Raw genomic sequence first — 18,059 nt, 5'->3', positions numbered from 1 at the left:
AGGCGGCGGTGCGTTGGCGCCGCCCTCTGCTTCGCCCCAGCGCTTTCGGCCCGCTGCACGGCTCGGCCACAATGGACGCATGAGCCTCGACCCCCACACCTTTCTTCGGTCATTGTTCGATGCGGCGATCGCCGCGGCCCAGCCTTCGGTGACGATGGCTGCGCACCTGCCCCCGCCGCCCAAAGGGCGCACGCTCGTGCTGGGTGCCGGCAAGGCAGGCGGTGCGATGGCGGCTGCCGTCGATGCGCTGTGGCCGCAAGCTGCGCCGCTGTCAGGGCTGGTGGTCACGCGCTACGGCCACGTGCCGCCAGCGTACCTGTCGAAACCTGGGCGCATCGAAGTCGTCGAAGCGTCGCACCCGGTGCCCGATGAAGCGGGCGCACAGGCGGCACACCGCATCGCCGCGCTGACCCATGGCCTGACGGCTGACGACCTGGTGCTGTGCCTGATCTCGGGCGGCGGCTCGGCGCTGCTCTCGATGCCGGCTGAGGGCATCACGCTCGAAGACAAGCAGCGCATCAACCGCGCGCTCCTGCACAGCGGCGCCACCATCACTGAGATGAACTGCGTGCGCAAGCACCTGTCGGCCATCAAGGGCGGCCGCCTGGCGGCGATGTGCGCACCGGCGCGCGTGGTCACGCTGCTCATCTCCGACGTTCCCGGTGACGACCCGAGCGTGATCGCGAGCGGCCCGACCGTGGCCGATGCGAGCACCTGTGCCGATGCATTGGCCATCCTCGACCGCTACGGCATTGAAGTTCCTGCAGCGGCCTTGCAAGGCTTGCGCAGCGGCGCCTTCGAAACGCCGAAGCCGGGTGACCCGCGCCTGGCCGGCCACACGCTGCACATGATCGCCACGCCGCAGGCCAGCCTCGAAGCGGCCGCAGCAGCGGCGCGCGCGGCCGGCGTGCCGGCCTATATCCTCAGCGATGAGATCGAAGGCGAGTCGCGCGAAGTCGGCAAGGTGCATGCGGCCATGGCGCGTGCGGTCGCGCGCCGCGGTGAGCCCTTCGCGAAACCCTGCGTCATCTTGAGCGGCGGCGAGACCACCGTCACGGTCAAGCGCAGCGCTGACCCAAAGGCGCCGAAGGGGCAGGGCGGGCGTGCCACCGAGTTCCTGCTCGGCTGCGCGATCGCGCTGCAGGCCGAGCCGAACGTGTGGGCGCTGGCGGGTGACACCGATGGCATCGACGGCGTCGAGACCAACGCCGGCGCCATCGTCACACCGACCACGCTGGCCCGCGCAGCCGCGCTCGGCGTGAAGGCCCAGGAGCGGCTCGACGCCAACGACGCGTGGCATTTCTTCGAGCCCCTCGGCGACTTGGTCATCACTGGGCCGACCTTCACCAACGTGAACGACTTTCGCGCGCTGCTGGTCTTGTGACCACGGAGCCGCGCGCTCGCGCATTCATCCGCCGGTGATTCCCTGCAACTCGCATGGGGTCTGAACGGCCGCTGAATTGCGAGCTTGATGTGCGCCGTGTGCGCCGTGTGCATGTTTCCGGCGCTTAACATCGCCGTCATCTAACCCTTTTCAACCGCGGTATTCTTGCTCCCGCCTACGATGGGCAGATCGCTCGAAAACTCAAACAATACATTCCCAAGGGAGGTTCACTCACATGATTCGAGTACCTCATGAAAACCAGAGACGTCGTTATCTTCAGTGGCAAGCGCTTCAAGGTGCCCCAAGGCATCCAGCGGATTGACCACCGCGCCACCCACGGCTGGCAACTGCGCTACGGCGGCACCAAGCTCTTTTCCGACGGAACACAGGACGGCAGCGGCGCAGCCGCCTCGCTGAAGCTGGCCACCGACGAACTGTTCAAGCGCATCGCCAAGCTGCCGGCACCTTCCAAACTGCAGCGCGCTCCCAACGAAAACAAGACGACCGACTTGCCCGTTGGCATCTCGGGTCCCATCGTTCGCCTGCGTCCGGGGGCCAAGGTGCGCGAGTGCAACCTGTCGGTGTCGCTGCCGCGTTTCGGCTCCATGCCGCGCCGCAGCACGATCTACATCGGCAACGAGAACACCTACACCGTGAAGCGCTACAAAGAGGCGCTGGCCCGCGCCATCAAGCTGCGCGAGGAAGCCGAAGAGGCCTACCAGCGCGATGCCACGCGCGCCAAGCGGGCCGGCGCGAAGCTGCTGCTGGAGAAGCAAACCCGCCGCTCGGCGTCGAGGTAAGGCCTGCTGCCATCGGGCTGCGCCGGCGCGCGGCCCGCTCGTCTTGCCATGGACCGTGCAAATGGCACGTAAAGCCAGGTAAAGACGATGTCACCGCGAGGGTGCCTCTTGGCACAACGGGTCGATCGCGCGCACTATTCTTCAACCGCCGGTTGCCCGGCGATTCAAGGGGTCTGATCATGCGATCCGTACTTTTCTCCACAGCGCTGGCCGCCTCTTTCCTGTTCGGCGCCGGCGTGGCACAGGCCGAAGTGGACAAACCGTCTGTCGAAGTCTCGTCGCCGAATGCTGCCCGCTTCGCCGATGCCGGCGAGTCGCCGCGCGAGATCGAGACGAACGTGAACGTGCTCACACATCACCTGCAGAATTTGGGCAAGCGCTGGCTGGCGCCCGGCCAGCACCTGAGCATCGAGATCGTCGAGCTCGACTTGGCCGGCCGTGTGTTTCCTTCGGCCCGCCACCAGCCGCTGCGCGTGCTCAACGGCGGCGCCGACTGGCCGCGCATCGAGATTCGCTACGTGCTGTCGTCACCGGCCGGTGAGATCGCCCACGGGCAAGACAGGCTCAGCGACGTGACCTACATGGTCAGCTCCTACGCTCCCACGACCGGGGAGCCGCTGGGCTACGAGCGCCGCATGCTGACGGAGTGGTTCCGCAACCGTTTCGGGGCAATGGCCGGCCGTTGAGCCGAGCGCGAACCAGACGCGCAGCGGTTGGCGAGGGTTGATCCCTCCGGCTAGCGCTCCGACATGACCACCACCACCTGCGCGTCTGCCTTGCTGGTGGACAGGTACACGTGGCCGATGCCGCTGTCGAAGTACGCCGACTCCTGGCGCGCGAGCTCGATCGCCTCGCCGGTCTCGAAGTGGATGCGCACGCGGCCCGACAGCACCATCACGAACTCCTGCCCCGGGTGGCGGATGTAGTCGGGAAACTGCGCCAGCTGCCGCGCGACGACGATGCCGTGCAAGGGCGTCATGCGTTTGCCCGGGAACTCGGTGGCGAGCATGCGGTAATCGTAGTTCTCCGCGTCGTAGCGGGGCGCCGCCGCCAACGTCGAGCGCACGACGACCGGGCGACGGCCAGCTACCGGTGCGGCGCCGGCGCGCGGGTCGAACAACGCTGCGATGTCGACATCGAGCGCGCGCGCCACCGCGGCGAACTTCTCGTAGCTCACCGAGATCTGCCCGAGCTCGATCTTCGACAAGGTGGACAGCGCCACGCCGGAGCGGTCGGACAGGTCTTTCAACGTCAGGCCATGTTCCTTGCGGATCACGCGCAGTCGGCCGCCGACGCGCTCGCGGTCGGGCAGGGCGGCCACGGTCGTGCGCTTGTGGGTGCGGGGGCGGGCACGGCTTGGGGGCGGCTGGGCAGGCATTTTTCTCCCGGGGGTTGTCGGCACGATTCTCGCATGTGAGAATTCTCGTATGCGAGAATTTGACATCGCCATCATCGGCGCCGGCATCGCGGGCGCCTCGCTCGCCTACAGGCTGGCAAGCGAGCGCAGCGTCTTGCTGCTGGAGCGCGAAAGCCAGCCGGGTTATCACACCACTGGCCGCTCGGCGGCCATGTTCATGGAAAGCTATGGCCCACCCGCCATTCGTGCGCTGACGCGGGCCAGCCGTGCGTTCTACGAACAACCGCCCAGCGGCTTTGGCGATCAGCCTCTGCTCTCGCCACGTGGCGTGCTGTACCTCGCCACGCACGGCCAGGAGGCGCTGTTGCAAGAAACACAGCGCACGCTCGCTGCCAGCGGATGCGAACTCGAAGAGGTCGATGCAGACGCTGCACTGGCGCGTGTGAGCTGCCTGCGGCCCGAGGTGGTGCGCGGCGCTTTGTTCGAGCACGGTGCGCAAGACATCGATGTGCATGCGCTGCACCAGGGCTTCCTGCGCGGCATGCGCGGCGGTGGTGGCGAGTTGCGCACCGGAGCGCATGTCGTAGCTGCGCAGCACGACGGAGCGCGATGGGTGCTGCAATTGGCCGATGGCGAAGCGGTCCGCGCGCACACCGTGGTCGATGCCGCGGGCGCCTGGGTCGACGAGGTGGCGGCGCTCTTTGGTGCCGCACCGATCGGCCTGGTGCCGCACCGGCGCAGCGCGTTCACCTTCAAGGCACCCGAGGGCATGAACGTATCGGGCTGGCCTGCCGTGGTGGGTGTCGACGAGAGCTACTACTTCAAGCCCGATGCTGGCCAGCTGCTCGGCTCGCCGGCGAATGCCGACCCGACCGTGCCGCACGATGTGGTGCCCGAAGAGTTGGACATCGCGCTCGGCATCCACCAGATCGAGACCGTCACCACACTCACCATCCGCCGTCCCGCGAGCACCTGGGCCGGCCTGCGCTCCTTCGTACGCGACGGCGAGATGGTGATCGGCTGGGACGAGCATTGCCCTGGCTTCTTCTGGCTGGCCGGACAAGGCGGCTACGGCATCCAGAGCGCGGCCGGTGCTTCCGAGCTGGCCGCGTCGCTGCTTTGCGGCAAGCCCCTGCCACCAGAGCTCGCACGGCACGGCATCGACCCTCGCGTGCTGGCCCCACAACGCTTGCGCTGACCCTCACTGAAAGGACCTCCCATGTCGAGAACCGCCACCCGCTTCGGCCTGCCGCTCGCGGCCGCCCTGGCCGCCACATTCGCCTGCGCCTCGGCCATGGCCGCCGGCTTTCCCGACAAGCCGATCACGCTCGTCGTGCCCTTCCCGCCGGGCGGCGCCACCGACGTGATCGCCCGTGTGGTCGGCAAGGGCATGGGGCAGCGGCTCGGGCAGACCGTGATCATCGACAACAAGGCCGGTGCCGGCACGGTGATCGGCGCGGGCGCGGTGGCGCAGGCGGCGCCCGACGGCTACACGCTGCTGATCAGTTCCAACACCACCTTCACCGTCAACCCAGCGCTGAAGCTCAAGCTGCCGTACGACGCCCAGAAGAGCTTCGAATCCATCGGGCTGATCGGCAACTCGCCGTTGGTGCTGCTCGCCACCCCATCGCTGCCGGCCAACACCGTGAAAGAGCTGGTCGCGTTGGCGAAGGCCAAGCCCGGCACGCTGGCCTACGGTTCTTTCGGCAACGGCACCAGCGCCCATCTGGCGGGCGAGATGTTCAAGCTGGTGACGGGCACCGACCTCCTGCACGTGCCGTACAAGGGCAGTGCCCCCGCGATGACCGACCTCATCGGGGGCCAGGTGCCGCTGACCTTCGACACCAGCGTTGCCGCATTGCCGATGTTGCGCGCCGGCAAGGTGAAGGCGATCGCCGTCACGTCGGCCAAACGCTCGCCGTCGATGCCCAAGGTGCCGACGGTGGCCGAGGCCGGCTATCCCGACTACGAGATGGTGCCTTGGATCACTATCGTCGCGCCCCGTGGCCTGCAGCCGGCGGTGCAGCAAGCGCTCGGCAAGGCGTTCGCCGACACGCTGACCGACGCCGCCGTGCGCGCCGACCTCGAGAAGGCCGGCGTCGACGTGTCGTACGAGCCGGGTTCGTTCTACGATGCCCGCGTGGCGAAGGAGTTGCCGCTGTTGCGGGCCTACGTGCACAAGGCCAAGATTCCCCTGGAGTGACCCAACACCATGGCGCATGACGACACCTTGCCGCAGCATTCAGCGGTCGAACTGCGGCGGCTGATCGGCAGCCGGCAACTCTCGCCGGTCGAGCTGATGGACGCCTGCATCGCACGCATCGAGGCGATCAACCCCGCCATCAACGCGATCGCCGCCACCGATTTCGAGCGTGCTCGCGACAGCGCCCGCAAGGCCGAGGCCGACGTGATGCGCGGCGCAGCGCTCGGCCTCTTGCACGGCCTGCCGCTCGGCGTGAAAGACCTGCAAGACACCGCGGGCCTGCTCACCACCTACGGCAACGCCGGCCTGCGCGGCAACGTGCCGGCGCATGACAACGCGCTCGTTGCGCGGCTGCGCGCAGCCGGTGCGATCGTCACCGCCAAGACCAACGTGCCCGACATGGGCGCCGGTGCCAACACGCGCAACCCGGTGTGGGGCGCGACCGGCAACCCGTTCAACCCGTCGCTGAACGCGGGCGGCTCATCGGGCGGTTCGGCCGCCGCGTTGGCGGTCGACATGCTGCCGATCGCAACCGGCTCGGACACCGGCGGTTCGCTGCGCATCCCGGCTGCGCTGTGCGGCGTCGTTGGCATGCGGCCATCGCCCGGTCTCGTGGCCAACGACGCACGGCCGCTCGGCTGGTCGGTCATCTCTGTGCTTGGGCCGATGGGCCGCACGGTGGCCGACACCGCGCTGCAGCTTTCGGCCAGCGTCGGCTTCAACGCACTCGACCCGCTGTCGTATGACCAGCAGGGCGCGTCGTTCTGGCCGCTCGCCCCGACCGATTTGTCGACGCTGCGCGTCGGCACGACCGAAGACTTCGGCCTGTGCATCGTCGACCCCGAGATCCGGCGCGTGTTCCGCGAACGCGTCGAGGCGATCCGCCCGTGGGTCGCGAGCTGCGAACCGATCGACCTTCAGCTGGGCGACGCCGACCGCGCATTCGACACGCTGCGCGCCGAGAGCTTCGTCGCCGCATTCGCCGACACCTACCGCACGGCGCCCGAGACGCTCGGGCCCAATGTGCGCGCCAATGTGGAGATGGCAGCGGCCATCACGCTGGCCGACCGTGCGTGGGCGCACCTCGAGCAGACGCGCATCGCACGCCGCTTCGCGCGGGCCTTCGAGCGCTTCGACGTGATCATCGCGCCGACCACGCCCGTGACGCCGTTCCCCTGGACCGAGCTGTACGCCGGGCGCATCGACGGGCAGGCCATGCGCAACTATTACCACTGGCTCGGCCTGACCTACGTGGTGACGCTTGCGACCAACCCGGCCCTGTCGCTGCCGTGTGGGCGCGACGAACACGGCATACCCTTCGGCCTGCAGATGGTGGGCCGCTTGCGCGGCGACGCCGCGTTGCTATCGGCCGCGCAGGCGCTGGAGCATGCCCTCGAGGCAGCGCCCGCGCTGCGCCGGCCTCGGCCCGATCTTGAGCCGCTGCGCGAGCCGCGGCCCGAACTGAGAAGCATCGTGACGCATCCGCCCATCGCATCGGGCTGTGCTGTGAGTGGTGGTTTGACGGCGGTCTGATCAACGCCGCGCGATTGACGCGGCTTTCGGCGCGGCTTTCAACAGGGCAGCATCAACGGTCAGTTGGACGAAGACGACGCCCCGGAAGCTGGCAAGCCGAGCCGGCGTGCCGTTCTCTCGATGGCTGCACCCGCCACTGAGGCTCCGCGCTCGGCGGCGCTGGCAGCAGTCTTGAGGCCACCCTTGGCCGCATTGACGCCGCGTTCCACACCACTCGCTGCGGCATGTGCTCCGCGCTCCACACCGCTGGCCGCGGCATGCGCACCGCGCTTGGTCGCGCCTTCGACCTTGGTGGCCACCGTCGACGCCCCGCTCGCAGCCGATTCGGCGACGGTGGACTCGGCCGCCGTGGCCATGCCAGTGGTGGCTCCCAGCGCCATACCCACGACGATGGCAATCCTCGGAAGAAACTTGGGCATCTAGAACTCCAACGTGTACTGCGGCGGACGATGATAGCCGGGCCTCTTGCTGGCGAAACGCCGCATCACCCGGCGTGAACATGCATGCTTTATTCTCGAGCGGTACCGAGCTCCATCTCGGGTCGGGCCAGTGGCCAACAGCACCATGAATCTTCCTCACCCGTCGACGCTCACGCTGCTTGTCTTGTTTCCGCTGATCGCGTGGCGTGTCTATGCCCGCTTTCGCCGCATGGTTGGGCGACAGCGTTTGTCGAAGGTGCGGCCGTGGATCACGCTGGCCATCTTTCCGACCTTGCTCGTCTTGCTTGCCTTTGCCGCGCTGGCGCACCCCGAGCGGCTGCTGTTGCTGGTGGGTGGCATCGGGCTTGGCGCCGCGCTGGGTGTCTTCGGCCTGAGCAAGACGCGCTTCGAGCCGACACCACAAGGCCTGTTCTACACGCCGAACGCCCACCTCGGCATCGCGCTGTCGTTGCTGTTCGTCGGGCGCATCGCCTACCGCTTGGTCGAGATCTATTTCATCGACCCGACGCTGCCGCAGGGGCCGGCGGACTTTGCCCGCAGCCCGCTCACGCTGGCCGTGTTCGGGTTGCTTGCGGGCTACTACATCAGCTATGCGATTGGTCTGGTGCGCTGGCGCTTGAAGGTGATGGAGGCCAAGCGGCGGCGAGAGGCCGCCGCTCAAGCCGATGTCTCGGGCGATGTCTGAGGCTGTGGAGATCGACACGCCGCGCCTGCGCTTGCGGCCGTGGCGGGCGTCCGACCTCGATCCGTTTGCGGCGATGAACGCCGACCCCGCGGTGATGGAGTTCTTCCCGTCGCTGCAGAGCCGCGAGGCCAGCGCGGCGAGCATCGCGGCGTGGCAGGCGCAGTGGGCCGAGGCCGGTTTCAGCAACTGGGCCGTCGAGCTGCGCAGCAGCGGTGAATTCATCGGCTTCGTGGGGCTCTCGGTGCCACGCCGACAGTTGCCGTTCTCGCCATGTGTCGAGATCGGCTGGCGCCTCGCGCGGCCGCATTGGGGGCGGGGCTTCGCGACCGAAGCGGCGCGCGAGGCGCTGCGTTTCGGCTTCGAGCGCTTGGCTCTGTCGGAGATCGTGTCGTTCACAGCGCTGGCCAACCTGCGGTCGCGTGCCGTCATGGAACGCATCGGCCTGCGCAATGCTTACCAGGACTTCGAGCACCCCGGCGTGCCCGAGGGGCATGCCCTGCGTCTTCACTGCCTGTATCGATTGACGCAGGCACGGTGGCGCGAGAATGCCGCCTGACCGCCGCAGCGGTCTCGCAACTCCAGGAGACCCACCATGTTGACTCTGTATTTCACGCCCGCCACCTGCGCGCTGGCTTCGCACATTGCGCTCGAGCAAGCCGGCGCCGACTACCAGGCGGTGTGCATCGATTTCTCGCGCAACGAACAGCAGTCGCCCGACTACTTGCGCGTCAACCCGAAGGGCCGCGTGCCGGCACTGGTGACGAGCCACGGCACGCTGACCGAGACGCCCGCGATCCTGGGGTTCATCTGCCAGACCCACCCGCAGGCCGGCTTGGCTCCGCTCGACGACGCGTTCGAGATGGCGCGCATGAACTCCTTCAACAGCTACCTGTGTTCGACGGTTCACATCGCGCACGCACACAAGCGGCGCGGCTACCGCTGGGCCGATGATCCGGTGGCCATCGCAGCCATGCAGAAGAAGGTGCCCGAGAACATGAGCGCGTGCTTCGAGCTCATCGAGACCGAGTTCTTCAAGGGCCCGTGGGTGCTGGGCGAGCAGTACACCGTGAGCGACATGTACCTGTTCACAATCGCCCAGTGGCTGGAGGGTGATGGTGTCGATGTCGAGCAGTTCCCGCAGGTGGCCGAGCATCGGCGTCGCATGGCTGCGGACCCGGTCGTCGGCAAGGTGCTGGCGGCACAGCAGCTTGCGACGCGAACATGAACACGCGCTTGTCGCCGCGCCCTTCGCTCTTCGGAGGCGCGGCCTTCGAGTTGACCGAACTCGATGCCGGCCAGCTTCAGGCGTTTCTCGACGCCAACCCGGAGTACTTCATGGCCGTGGGCGATCTGCCGCCGAGCCGCGACGAAGCGCAGAAGGCATTTCGCGATCTGCCGCCGCCGCACCTGAAGTTCAACGGGCGTTGGCTGATCGGGTTCACGGACGACGCGGGGCGCCTGATCGGCATGGCCTCGGTGCTGTCGGATTTTCTGGTGCCGCACGTGTGGCACGTGGGCTTGTTCATCGTCGCGACCGCGTTGCATGGCAGCGGCACGGCTGCGGGCCTGTACCAGTCGCTCGAAGATTGGATGAAGGCCCATGGCGCCGCTTGGGTGCGGCTCGGCGTGGTGCTGGGCAACGAGAAGGGCGAGCGCTTCTGGCAGAAGGTCGGCTACACCGAGGTGCGAAAGCGCTTCAACGTGCCGGCCGGTGAGCGCATGAACACGGTACTCGTGCTGGTCAAGCCTCTGGCCGGGGGCGAGATCGGCGACTACCTGCAACTCGTGGAACGCGACCGGCCCGAATCCACGTCGCCTTGAGGTGAACCGGCTCCCGTTTTTTCTTCAGGAGGCTCCATGACACGATCACGTTTCACTTTCGCCGGCCCGCTCTCAAGCGCACCGATGCTGATCGCCGCCCTGCTGGCTGGCTGTGCATCTGCACCGTCAACAGCACCGACGCCACCCGCACCACCTGAGGTGCCGGCAGCGCTTCGCCCGGCGGCTGGCGAGACGCTGTTCCTGGAAGCGCTGGCGACCGGCGTTCAGATCTACGAGTGCACGACCAAGCCCGACGACGCCGCCACCTACGTGTGGATATTCAGGTCGCCCGAGGCCAGCCTGGCCGATGCGGCCGGCAAGCGGCTCGGCAAGCACTATGCGGGGCCGACCTGGGAGTCGCTCGACGGCAGCACCGTCGTCGGCGAGGTCAAGGCGCGCGACCCCGGGCCGGACCCGCAAGCCATTCCGTGGTTGCTGCTGACGGCCAAGTCGACCACCCGCACGGGCCTGTTCGCCCAAACCAAGACCATCCAACGTGTGCAGACGGCGGGCGGCGCGGCGCCTTCCCAGCCGTGCAGCGTGGCCAACGCAACACAGCTGGCGCGGGTGCCCTACACGGCGAGGTACTACTTCTATCGCTAAGCCAGCGTCTGCTTGAAGAAGGCGACGGTGCGCTGCCAGGCCTGCTTGGCGGCGGCTTCGTCGTAGCGGGGCGTGGTGTCGTTGTTGAAGCCGTGCTGCACGCCTGGGTAGACGAAGGCTTCGTACTTCACGCCGGCGGCCTTCAATGCGCCTTCGTAGGCGGGCCAGCCGGCGTTGATGCGCTCGTCGGCACCGGCGTATTGCAGCAACAGCGACGCCTCGATGCGTGCCGCATCGGCCGCGGGAGGTTGCGGGCCGTAGAAGGGCACGCCCGCCGCGAGATCGGGCAGCCGCGTGGCGAGATAGTTCACCACGCCGCCGCCGTAGCAGAAACCCACGGTGCCGACCTTGCCGTTGCCGGCAGGCAAGGCCTTCAGGTAGCCGTAGGCGGCGACGAAGTCTTCACGCGTCTTCGCCTGGTCGAGCTTGGGAAAGAGTTCGCGCGCCTTGTCTTCGTCGCCCGGGTAGCCGCCCAGCGGTGCAAGCGCATCGGGTGCGAAGGCGATGAAGCTGTCGAGCGCCAAGCGGCGTGCGATGTCTTCGATGTGCGGGTTGAGGCCGCGGTTCTCGTGGACCACGAGCACCGTGGGCAGCTTCCCTGATGCTTGTGCCGGCTGTGCGAGGTAGCCGCGCACGGTGCCGTAGCCTTGCGGCGAGGGGATCTCGACGCGGCTTGTTTTCAGGCGAGCATCTTGGGGCGCGACCTGCTGGGCCTGCGCGAAGTCCGGGCTGAGCGCGGCCAGCCAGCCCGCAGCGCTGACGCCGGCGGCTGCGTACCTGGCGGCCCCATCGAGAAAGCCGCGGCGGCTGAGCCCGCCATGGACGTACTGGTCGAACAGCTTCAGCACTTCGGGTGGAAAGTCTTTGGCGGTCAGTCGGCTCATGAGGTCGTTCCTGCGGTGGTGACGAGCGATGAAGAGATGCGCAATGTAGCGAAGGACGCAAGCGCAGCCCAAGAAAGAAAGGCGAATATGCATCCACCGGCCGGCTTGCGCATATGCATGCGCGAAAACATGTGTTGGTGCATGGGAACTCCGAACCTATCGTCAGCACCCGCTTTGCACCACCTCGCCCTGCATGTCTGTCAATCAGCTTCTGACCTTTCCCGAGTCCGCGTCGATGGCCTTGTCGATCCGCGCGAAGGCCTTGCTGTTCCACGACCCGAAATCAGTGGCCCTGCTGGAGCAGGTGGAGCGCATCGCGCTGAGCGACGCCACCGCCCTGGTCATCGGCGAGACCGGTACCGGCAAGGAACTGATCGCTCGCCACATTCACAAGCGCAGCGGGCGCACCGGCCCCTTCGTGGCGGTGAACTGCGGCGCCTTCAGCGAGACGCTGGTCGACGCCGAGCTGTTTGGCCACGAGGCCGGTGCCTTCACGGGCGCTGCGCAGGCGCGCGCCGGCTGGTTCGAGTCGGCCAACGGCGGCACCTTGTTTCTCGACGAGATAGGCGACCTGCCGATGCCATTGCAGGTGAAGCTGCTGCGCGCGCTGCAGGAGCGGCAGGTGGTGCGGCTGGGCTCGCGCCGGGCAATACCGATCGACGTGCGGCTCGTGGCCGCGACCAACATCGAGTTGCATCAAGCCGTGGTGGCGCAGCACTTTCGCGCCGACCTGTACTACCGGCTCAGCGTGGCTTCCATCAGCCTGCCGCCGCTTCGCGACCGGCCGGGCGACATCCTGCCGCTGGCCTGCCATTTCATCAAGGTGTATGCCGCCAAACTGAAGATGATCGAGCCGCAGCTCTCGGATGAAGCGCGAGACGCGCTGCTGGCCTGCGCGTGGCCGGGCAACATCCGCGAACTGGAAAACGTCATTCACTATGCACTGATCGTGTGCCGTGACGGCGTGCTGCGTGCCACCGACTTCCGCTTCTCGCCGCTGGCCAACCTGAGTGCGGCGCGCAGTGCGGAGTCACCGGTGCGCGAAGAGCCGCCCGTCCCTGTGGCACCTGTAGACCTGCTCGCTGGGTTGGAGCACGCGCTCGATAACGCAATGAGCGGGGGGCACACGGATCTCTTCCATGCTGTCGAAGCCTTGCTGGTGCGGCGCGCCTTCTCGCGATGCCGTGACAACCAGGTTCAGACCGCGCGGCTGCTGGGCGTCACACGCAACGCGTTGCGCACGCTGCTCAAGCGCCACGGCATGCTGGGCGATGCGGGCGGTGATACGGGCAACGATGCGGTTGCGGAGATCGAAGCCGAGCCAGCCGAGTCGCTGGCCGGCTAGAGCGTGCTCAGCTGAGCGAGAGACGCAGGCGCTTCAGCGCGCTCAGCACACCGTGTGAAGGAGCGGCCGTCTCGGCGACTGCCGTTGTACCGACTGCAGGCGTTGCAGCACGCTCGCCGTGCTGCAACAGCCAGGCCGAGCTGTAAGTCAGCACCCACGAGGTGATCACGAACAAGGCCATGCCGCCCACCGCAAACAACATCAGCAAGGCGCCGTGCACCCAGTCGTCGCTCAGCGCTGCGAACGACACACTCGAGATCACCGCCGCACCAATGGCGCGCAATCGGCCCTTGGTGCTCAGCATGCCGCCGAGCGCGAGTGCGTAACAGGCGACGAACAGCCACGCCAACACCATCTGCGCGAAGCTGAGGTTCTTGAGGGTGACCAGGATGCCGTCCATGCCAACAGCATAGACAAACGGAATCGCGCGTGGGTGTAAGACAACGCCGCGATGTGCACTGTTCCACCGACTTGAGGGGAGTGAACGGCCGACGGTTGTAACGGCTGCGTCGTGCGCGCAACACCGCTGTGCGAAACCTCTCGTTCGCAGCGATACCGGCCTTTTCCGCGTACCGCATCGTGTCTAACGAGCGACGAGTTGACAGCGCTCGCGCGTTCGGCCACTGTGATCTCAGGCGAAGGCCAGGAGGGACAGACTGGCCGGCCGAACAGATCCGTGCGCCGAGCTCGACCGGCACGCCGCGAGCCCAGGCCACCGAAGCAGACAAGGAGACGAGACATGCGTGCTGCCCCCCGGGTACTGATCATTGATGACAACGCGATGAACCAGGAGCTCAGCTCTGTCCTTTTGCGGCGAGACGGCATCGAGGTGGCCAACGCGCTCGACGCCGAGTCGGCGCTGACGCAGGTGGCGAGCTTTCAGCCCGACCTGGTGCTGATGGACATCCAGCTGCCCAACACCGATGGTCTGGAACTCACCCGCCAGCTGCGCGCCGACCCGGCGCAGCGTGATCTCGTGATCGTTGCGTTCACCGCCTATGCGATGAAGGGCGACGAAGCACGCATGCTCGCCGGCGGCTGCGATGGCTACCTCTCCAAGCCCGTGGACGTGCCGCGCTTCGCGGCCCAGGTGAGAGGCTTTCTCAAGGCCTGAGATCCGCCGCCGGAGGGCTGGCCTCGGCTCTTTGATCAATCGCCAGGCCGATTGCCATGTCGCGCGGCTTGTGCGGTTGCATGCCGGCAAGTGTGAACGGAGCCGCCAGATCAGGCCAGATGCGCAACCCATCACGCTCGCGCCTGTTTTCATCGCGGTGCGGCGCCATGGAATGCCCAAAAGCTCAAGCTGCGTGCCGCGCACCCGATATCTGCCTGTACCACTCGTCCTCGCAGCCATGCGCCCACCCGCCCTCCGGTCTTCCAACACGCGCCTTTACGTCACTGCCTGTGGCGTGGCGGGCGCGCTGTTGCTGGGAATGGCGGGCGCCACTTGGCTGATGCTGGAGCGGGCTTATGCCAGCAGCGTCCAGCTTGCCTACAGCGAGGCCGATGCGGCGTCGCAGCGGCTGAGCGACCGCGTTCAGCGGCTGCTTGACCAGCTGAACCAGACCGCGTCGCTGGTCAAGCACATGCAGCAGCAGAACGGCAGCGTGGACCTGGTGGCGCTGGAAAAGAGCGGCTTGTTTGTCCCGGCCGGTCGGGTGTCGGTGGCCGTGGCCGATCACACGGGCCAGGTGCTCGCCAGTACTGTCGCGCCGGGTGCCGTGCCGGAGAAGGCCGCAAACGTGGCCGATCGCCAGAACTTCCAGGCGTCTTGGACGCGGGCCGGCCTCGTGACCACCCAGCCCATCCATGCCGAACATCTGAAGCACTGGCTCGTTCCCGCCAGCAAGCAGATTCAGCGCGCAGACGGATCGTTCGGGGGCGCGGTGCTGCTGGCCTTCGACGCGGCGCTGATGACCGAAGGCTTCACCGTCAACGAACTCGAAGGCAACATCGCCAGCGTGGTGGGGGCCGACGGGTTGTCCCGCTCGCGCCTGTCCGGCCAAGGCCAGACCTCCGGGGAGCCGATCGATGGCGAACGCCTGGTGCGCGACACCAAGCGCGTCGATCGCAGCAAGCTTCCCTTCCTGAGCGGCGACGGCGTGGCACGCTTCACCTCGGTGTCGGCGATCCCCGGCCATGACCTGTACGCGATGGTCGAAGTGCCTGCGTCCACCCCGATGGCAGGCTACGAGGCCTTGCGACGGAACTCCCTCATTGCACTTGGGGCTGCCAGTCTTCTGGTGACGGTGATCACGCTGGTGCTGACCGGCCAATCGCGCCGACTGCGCAGCACCGTGATCCAGAAGGAGCAGGCCGAGCTGCGCGTGTTCCACGAGAAAGAGCTGCTCGAAGTCACGCTGTGCTCCATCGTCGACGGCGTGGCCGCGACGAACCACCAGGGGCGCGTCACCTATCTCAACCCTGCGGCCGAAGAGATGACCGGCTGGCCCGTGGCAGAAGCCATCGGCAAGCCGATCGCCGAAGTGGCCTGTCTCGTCAACGGGCACACCCGGGAACGGCTGAACTACGGCCTGGCCGAACTGGCGCGACCCGGCTCACCGGCTCGCTCGGCGCGCGATTCGGTGCTGGTGCACCGCAGCGGCGTGCACCGCTCGATCGAGGATTCGGCCGCGCCCATCCTCAACCGCAACGGCGTGGCCGTGGGCGCCGTGTTGGTGTTCCATGACGTGAGCCCTGCCAAGAAGCTTGCCGCGGAGATGTCGTACCAGGCCAGCCACGACCTGCTCACCGGCCTGATGAACCGCGCCGCCTTCGAGATGCGGCTGGACACAGCGCTCGCCACTGCCGACCCGAAATCACGGGGCGTGGTGATGTTCCTCGACCTGGATCAATTCAAGGTCGTCAACGACACCTGCGGCCATGCGGCCGGCGACCAGCTTCTCAAGCAGGTGACGGACCTGCTCTCGCAAGAGATCCGCAAGCAGGACACGCTGGCCCGCCTGGGCGGCGACGAGTTCGCGGTGCTGCTCGAATCGTGCCCGCTGGAGCCGGCGTTGCGTGTGGCCGAGACCATGCGCCGGCGCGTGAGCGAAATGCTTTTCCTGTGGGAAGGCCGGTCCTTCCAGCTCACCGTGAGCATCGGCCTCGTGCCGTTCACGGCGCACCAGTACACCCGCTCCGACGTGCTGCGCGTGGCCGATTCGTCGTGCTACGTCGCCAAGGAAGCTGGCCGCAACCGCGTGCACGTGTACGACGATGCAGACACCGCCGTGGCCACCCGCAAAGACGAACTCGACTGGTTCTCGCGCTTGCAGAAGGCGCTCATCGAAGACCGCTTCGTGCTCTACGCGCAGCGCATCGCGTCGATCCAGGAAAACGGCGGCGGCTACGAAAGCGTCGAGGTGCTGATCCGCCTGCTCGACGACGAAGGCAAGATCGTGTCGCCGATGGCCTTCATCCCCGCGGCCGAGCGCTACGGGCTGATGCCGTCGATCGACCGATGGGTTATCTCGAAGGCGCTGGCGATGCACGCCGCCTTTGCGAAGAACTACAAGCTGCCGGCGCGCTTCAGCATCAACCTGTCGGGCGCATCGATGGCCGATGCCTCGCTGGTCGACTTCGTGCGGCAGGCGCTCAGGACGCACCGCGTACGGCCCGAGCTGGTGTGCTTCGAAATCACCGAGACGGCGGCCGTCGGCAACTTCGACGTCGCGGTGCAGCTGATGCACGGCCTGCGCGAGCTGGGTTGCCGTTTTGCGCTCGACGACTTTGGTGCCGGCATGTCTTCGTTCACCTACCTCAAGCGCCTGCCGGTCGACTACGTGAAGATCGATGGCGCGTTCGTGAAAGACATGTCAAAAGACGCAGTCGACTTCGCGATGGTCGAGGCCATCCACAACATCGCCCACCGCATGGGGCTACGTACCGTGGCCGAGTTCGTGCAGAACGACGTCACCATCGAGATGCTGCGCGGCCTGGGCGTCGACTATGTGCAGGGCTACGGCGTCGAGAAGCCGCGCCCGCTGGACGACGCCACGCGCGGTATGCCGGCCGCCGAAGCGGCCCCAGCGCTGCTCATCGCCGCCTGAGCGACGGACCCGTAGGCGCATTCCCACAGCGAAATACGGCGGGCCGCACTGGTCGCAGCGGCACTGCCGCTTCTAAGCTCTTTCACGGTTTTTACCTTGAACGAGGCTTTCCATGGCTACTGCTTCACGTGCCCTGTGGAAGGGGGCGATCAGCTTCGGGCTGGTCCACATTCCCGTTAGCCTGCACCCCGCCACCACCGAGAGCGGTGTCGACTTCGACTGGCTCGACAAGCGCAGCATGGACCCGGTGGGCTACAAGCGCGTCAACAAGCGCACGGGCAAGGAGATCGACAAGGACAACATCGTCAAGGGCGTGGAGTACGACAGCGGCAAGTACGTGGTGCTGAGCCCTGAAGAGATCGAAGCGGTGTACCCCAAGTCCACGCAGTCGATCGAGATCGAGGCCTTTGTCTCGGCCACCGAGATTCCCTTCGTCTACCTGGATCGGCCGTATTACCTGGCCCCCATCGGCCGCGGCGAGAAGGTCTACGCGTTGCTGCGCGAGGCTTTGCTCAAGAAGCAGCGCATTGGCCTGGCGCGTGTCGTCATCCAGACCAAGGAGCACCTGGCCGCGCTGGTGCCGGCGGGCCCGGCGCTGGTGCTCAACCTGCTGCGCTGGGGCGCCGACATCCGCACCTGGGAAGACCTGAAGCTGCCGAAGGAAGGCGTGAAGGGCGCAGGCTTGTCCGAGCGTGAGCTCGACATGGCCGGCCAGCTGATCGACGAATTGACGACCGATTGGCACCCTGAAGAGTTCACCGACAAGTTCAAGGCGCAGGTGATGGCACTGGTCGAGAAGAAGGCGGAAGCCGGCGACACCGAGACGGTGCTGGAGCCCGAGGAAGAGGCGCCACCGAAGACGGCCGACGTGATCGACCTGGCCGAGCTGCTGCAGCGCAGCCTGCGCGGCAAGGGCAAGTCAGCCCCCGCCAAGAAAAAGCGCGCAGCTTGA

At 67.0% G+C, this 18,059-nt stretch carries 19 protein-coding genes; 15 read left to right on the top strand and 4 right to left on the bottom strand.

Features of this window, described 5'->3' with window-relative positions; translation table 11 throughout:
- Positions 1–79: 79 nt before the first annotated feature.
- The 3 genes from AC1DYS_RS31110 to AC1DYS_RS31100 all read left to right on the top strand — a co-directional run bounded on the left by AC1DYS_RS31110 (position 80) and on the right by AC1DYS_RS31100 (position 2,870).
- Positions 80–1,384 carry a glycerate kinase type-2 family protein gene (locus tag AC1DYS_RS31110; protein WP_477905798.1) on the top strand — a complete coding sequence of 435 codons (1,305 nt, stop codon included), beginning with the start codon at positions 80–82 and terminating at the stop codon, positions 1,382–1,384.
- Positions 1,385–1,635: 251 nt separating this feature from the next.
- A complete protein-coding gene (locus AC1DYS_RS31105; protein WP_047492527.1) occupies positions 1,636–2,184 on the top strand; it encodes a hypothetical protein in 549 nt (182 codons plus the stop codon).
- A 179-nt stretch (positions 2,185–2,363) separates the two neighbouring features.
- Positions 2,364–2,870 carry a DUF3016 domain-containing protein gene (locus AC1DYS_RS31100; protein WP_477905796.1) on the top strand — a complete coding sequence of 169 codons (507 nt, stop codon included), beginning with the start codon at positions 2,364–2,366 and terminating at the stop codon, positions 2,868–2,870.
- 50 nt (positions 2,871–2,920) lie between these two features.
- On the opposite strand, the gene AC1DYS_RS31095 is transcribed toward AC1DYS_RS31100, so the two are convergent.
- The gene (locus AC1DYS_RS31095) at positions 2,921–3,505 is read right to left on the bottom strand and encodes a helix-turn-helix domain-containing protein (RefSeq protein ID WP_477905794.1); all 585 of its coding nucleotides are present in this window, start codon (positions 3,503–3,505) and stop codon (positions 2,921–2,923) included.
- A gap of 106 nt (positions 3,506–3,611) precedes the next feature.
- On the opposite strand from AC1DYS_RS31095, the gene AC1DYS_RS31090 reads away from it, so the two are divergent.
- From AC1DYS_RS31090 to AC1DYS_RS31080, 3 genes are read left to right on the top strand one after another with little or no spacing between them, the layout of a single operon-like run.
- Positions 3,612–4,739, top strand: coding sequence for an NAD(P)/FAD-dependent oxidoreductase (locus AC1DYS_RS31090; protein WP_477905792.1), 1,128 nt, complete (start codon positions 3,612–3,614; stop codon positions 4,737–4,739).
- 21 nt (positions 4,740–4,760) lie between these two features.
- Complete coding sequence (locus AC1DYS_RS31085) at positions 4,761–5,744, top strand: tripartite tricarboxylate transporter substrate binding protein (RefSeq protein WP_477905790.1); 984 nt, start codon at positions 4,761–4,763, stop codon at positions 5,742–5,744.
- A gap of 9 nt (positions 5,745–5,753) precedes the next feature.
- Positions 5,754–7,277 carry an amidase gene (locus AC1DYS_RS31080; RefSeq protein ID WP_477905788.1) on the top strand — a complete coding sequence of 508 codons (1,524 nt, stop codon included), beginning with the start codon at positions 5,754–5,756 and terminating at the stop codon, positions 7,275–7,277.
- Between the two features lie 59 nt (positions 7,278–7,336).
- On the opposite strand, the gene AC1DYS_RS31075 is transcribed toward AC1DYS_RS31080, so the two are convergent.
- Entirely contained in the window at positions 7,337–7,696 is a 360-nt protein-coding gene (locus tag AC1DYS_RS31075) for a hypothetical protein (RefSeq protein WP_477905785.1), read from the bottom strand.
- Positions 7,697–7,841: 145 nt separating this feature from the next.
- Between AC1DYS_RS31075 and AC1DYS_RS31070 the strand changes: the two genes are divergently transcribed.
- Genes AC1DYS_RS31070 through AC1DYS_RS31050 form a run of 5 tightly spaced genes read left to right on the top strand, consistent with a single transcriptional unit; the run spans position 7,842 to position 10,826 of the window.
- A complete protein-coding gene (locus AC1DYS_RS31070; RefSeq protein ID WP_477905782.1) occupies positions 7,842–8,402 on the top strand; it encodes a CcdC protein domain-containing protein in 561 nt (186 codons plus the stop codon).
- A complete protein-coding gene (locus AC1DYS_RS31065) occupies positions 8,395–8,958 on the top strand; it encodes a GNAT family N-acetyltransferase (RefSeq protein ID WP_477905780.1) in 564 nt (187 codons plus the stop codon). Before AC1DYS_RS31070 ends, AC1DYS_RS31065 begins: the two co-directional genes overlap by 8 nt.
- A gap of 36 nt (positions 8,959–8,994) precedes the next feature.
- Positions 8,995–9,627: a glutathione S-transferase family protein gene (locus AC1DYS_RS31060; RefSeq protein WP_477905778.1), complete on the top strand. Its 633-nt coding sequence runs from the start codon at positions 8,995–8,997 to the stop codon at positions 9,625–9,627.
- Complete coding sequence (locus AC1DYS_RS31055) at positions 9,624–10,223, top strand: GNAT family N-acetyltransferase (RefSeq protein ID WP_477905776.1); 600 nt, start codon at positions 9,624–9,626, stop codon at positions 10,221–10,223. The genes AC1DYS_RS31060 and AC1DYS_RS31055 overlap by 4 nt, the downstream gene beginning before the upstream one ends.
- Before the next feature lie 36 nt (positions 10,224–10,259).
- Entirely contained in the window at positions 10,260–10,826 is a 567-nt protein-coding gene (locus tag AC1DYS_RS31050; protein WP_477905774.1) for a DUF3455 domain-containing protein, read from the top strand.
- Here the strand turns inward: AC1DYS_RS31050 and AC1DYS_RS31045 are convergent.
- Positions 10,823–11,710, bottom strand: coding sequence for a dienelactone hydrolase family protein (locus tag AC1DYS_RS31045; RefSeq protein ID WP_477905772.1), 888 nt, complete (start codon positions 11,708–11,710; stop codon positions 10,823–10,825). The genes AC1DYS_RS31050 and AC1DYS_RS31045 overlap by 4 nt on opposite strands.
- Positions 11,711–11,903: 193 nt before the next feature.
- Here AC1DYS_RS31045 and AC1DYS_RS31040 point away from each other — a divergent pair, with 193 nt between their 5' ends.
- Positions 11,904–13,055, top strand: coding sequence for a sigma-54 interaction domain-containing protein (locus AC1DYS_RS31040; protein ID WP_477905770.1), 1,152 nt, complete (start codon positions 11,904–11,906; stop codon positions 13,053–13,055).
- A gap of 7 nt (positions 13,056–13,062) precedes the next feature.
- On the opposite strand, the gene AC1DYS_RS31035 is transcribed toward AC1DYS_RS31040, so the two are convergent.
- Positions 13,063–13,455, bottom strand: coding sequence for a hypothetical protein (locus AC1DYS_RS31035; RefSeq protein ID WP_477905768.1), 393 nt, complete (start codon positions 13,453–13,455; stop codon positions 13,063–13,065).
- A 339-nt stretch (positions 13,456–13,794) separates the two neighbouring features.
- Here AC1DYS_RS31035 and AC1DYS_RS31030 point away from each other — a divergent pair, with 339 nt between their 5' ends.
- The 3 genes from AC1DYS_RS31030 to ku all read left to right on the top strand — a co-directional run bounded on the left by AC1DYS_RS31030 (position 13,795) and on the right by ku (position 18,059).
- Entirely contained in the window at positions 13,795–14,169 is a 375-nt protein-coding gene (locus AC1DYS_RS31030) for a response regulator (RefSeq protein ID WP_477905766.1), read from the top strand.
- Between the two features lie 238 nt (positions 14,170–14,407).
- Positions 14,408–17,107, top strand: coding sequence for an EAL domain-containing protein (locus tag AC1DYS_RS31025; RefSeq protein ID WP_477905764.1), 2,700 nt, complete (start codon positions 14,408–14,410; stop codon positions 17,105–17,107).
- Positions 17,108–17,219: 112 nt separating this feature from the next.
- On the top strand, positions 17,220–18,059 hold the full coding sequence (ku, locus tag AC1DYS_RS31020; protein WP_477905762.1) for a non-homologous end joining protein Ku: 840 nt from the start codon (positions 17,220–17,222) through the stop codon (positions 18,057–18,059).

The sequence above is a fragment of the Rhizobacter sp. P2_G4 genome, from assembly GCF_056403575.1.
The sequence above is the reverse complement of the archived record's forward strand: the minus strand, read 5'-3'. Positions and strand labels throughout refer to the sequence as shown.

Excerpts from the sequence above, each read along its gene's own strand:
- AC1DYS_RS31110 (WP_477905798.1), top strand. The coding sequence starts at position 80 with ATGAGCCTCGACCCCCACACCTTTCTTCGGTCATTGTTCGATGCGGCG.
- AC1DYS_RS31105 (WP_047492527.1), top strand. The coding sequence starts at position 1,636 with ATGAAAACCAGAGACGTCGTTATCTTCAGTGGCAAGCGCTTCAAGGTG.
- AC1DYS_RS31100 (WP_477905796.1), top strand. The coding sequence starts at position 2,364 with ATGCGATCCGTACTTTTCTCCACAGCGCTGGCCGCCTCTTTCCTGTTC.
- AC1DYS_RS31090 (WP_477905792.1), top strand. The coding sequence starts at position 3,612 with ATGCGAGAATTTGACATCGCCATCATCGGCGCCGGCATCGCGGGCGCC.
- AC1DYS_RS31085 (WP_477905790.1), top strand. The coding sequence starts at position 4,761 with ATGTCGAGAACCGCCACCCGCTTCGGCCTGCCGCTCGCGGCCGCCCTG.
- AC1DYS_RS31080 (WP_477905788.1), top strand. The coding sequence starts at position 5,754 with ATGGCGCATGACGACACCTTGCCGCAGCATTCAGCGGTCGAACTGCGG.
- AC1DYS_RS31075 (WP_477905785.1), bottom strand. The coding sequence starts at position 7,696 with ATGCCCAAGTTTCTTCCGAGGATTGCCATCGTCGTGGGTATGGCGCTG.
- AC1DYS_RS31070 (WP_477905782.1), top strand. The coding sequence starts at position 7,842 with ATGAATCTTCCTCACCCGTCGACGCTCACGCTGCTTGTCTTGTTTCCG.
- AC1DYS_RS31065 (WP_477905780.1), top strand. The coding sequence starts at position 8,395 with ATGTCTGAGGCTGTGGAGATCGACACGCCGCGCCTGCGCTTGCGGCCG.
- AC1DYS_RS31060 (WP_477905778.1), top strand. The coding sequence starts at position 8,995 with ATGTTGACTCTGTATTTCACGCCCGCCACCTGCGCGCTGGCTTCGCAC.
- AC1DYS_RS31055 (WP_477905776.1), top strand. The coding sequence starts at position 9,624 with ATGAACACGCGCTTGTCGCCGCGCCCTTCGCTCTTCGGAGGCGCGGCC.
- AC1DYS_RS31050 (WP_477905774.1), top strand. The coding sequence starts at position 10,260 with ATGACACGATCACGTTTCACTTTCGCCGGCCCGCTCTCAAGCGCACCG.
- AC1DYS_RS31045 (WP_477905772.1), bottom strand. The coding sequence starts at position 11,710 with ATGAGCCGACTGACCGCCAAAGACTTTCCACCCGAAGTGCTGAAGCTG.
- AC1DYS_RS31040 (WP_477905770.1), top strand. The coding sequence starts at position 11,904 with ATGTCTGTCAATCAGCTTCTGACCTTTCCCGAGTCCGCGTCGATGGCC.
- AC1DYS_RS31035 (WP_477905768.1), bottom strand. The coding sequence starts at position 13,455 with ATGGACGGCATCCTGGTCACCCTCAAGAACCTCAGCTTCGCGCAGATG.
- AC1DYS_RS31030 (WP_477905766.1), top strand. The coding sequence starts at position 13,795 with ATGCGTGCTGCCCCCCGGGTACTGATCATTGATGACAACGCGATGAAC.
- AC1DYS_RS31025 (WP_477905764.1), top strand. The coding sequence starts at position 14,408 with ATGCGCCCACCCGCCCTCCGGTCTTCCAACACGCGCCTTTACGTCACT.
- ku (WP_477905762.1), top strand. The coding sequence starts at position 17,220 with ATGGCTACTGCTTCACGTGCCCTGTGGAAGGGGGCGATCAGCTTCGGG.